Below are 635 nucleotides of genomic sequence, written 5' to 3'. Positions count from 1 at the left end.
GTGCAAACCTCAGCAAGCAGGGTGTGGAAGTAGGACATTTTCATGTCAGGCCACTTCTTTCCGGAGCGGGGTTTTGCTATCACGTTGTGAACTTCTGAAGCGGTGATGACGCCGAGCCGTAATTTGTGCCACGCATCATCCCCCTGTTCGACAGCTCTCACATCGATCCCGGTACGCTGCAGGATAATGTCCGGTGTCATGCTGCCACCTTCTGCTCTGCGGCTTTCTGTTTCAGGAATCCAAGAGCTTTTACTGCTTCGGCCTGTGTCAGTTCTGACGATGCACGAATGTCGCGGCGAAATATCTGGGAACAGAGCGGCAATAAGTCGTCATCCCATGTTTTATCCAGGGCGATCAGCAGAGTGTTAATCTCCTGCATGGTTTCATCGTTAACCGGAGTGATGTCGCGTTCCGGCTGACGTTCTGCAGTGTATGCAGTATTTTCGACAATGCGCTCGGCTTCATCCTTGTCATAGATACCAGCAAATCCGAAGGCCAGACGGGCACACTGAATCATGGCTTTATGACGTAACATCCGTTTGGGATGCGACTGCCACGGCCCCGTGATTTCTCTGCCTTCGCGAGTTTTGAATGGTTCGCGGCGGCATTCATCCATCCATTCGGTAACGCAGATC

Annotated in this window: 2 protein-coding genes; both read right to left on the bottom strand. The window is 52.3% G+C overall.

All coding sequences use genetic code 11. The features are described 5' to 3' along the window. Positions 1-200 (bottom strand): PDDEXK family nuclease (locus HP556_RS00065; protein ID WP_024244878.1); only part of this gene is annotated, 200 nt, incomplete at its 3' end. After that, positions 197-635: recombinase RecT (locus HP556_RS00060; RefSeq protein WP_175365466.1), on the bottom strand; the 439-nt coding region annotated here is incomplete at its 5' end. The genes HP556_RS00065 and HP556_RS00060, both read right to left, overlap by 4 nt.

It is taken from the genome of Tardiphaga robiniae (genome assembly GCF_013359755.1).
In the GTDB taxonomy this organism is placed as follows: domain Bacteria; phylum Pseudomonadota; class Alphaproteobacteria; order Rhizobiales; family Xanthobacteraceae; genus Tardiphaga; species Tardiphaga robiniae.
Note: the sequence above shows the minus strand (reverse complement) of the source record. Positions and strands in the feature narration are given on the sequence as shown.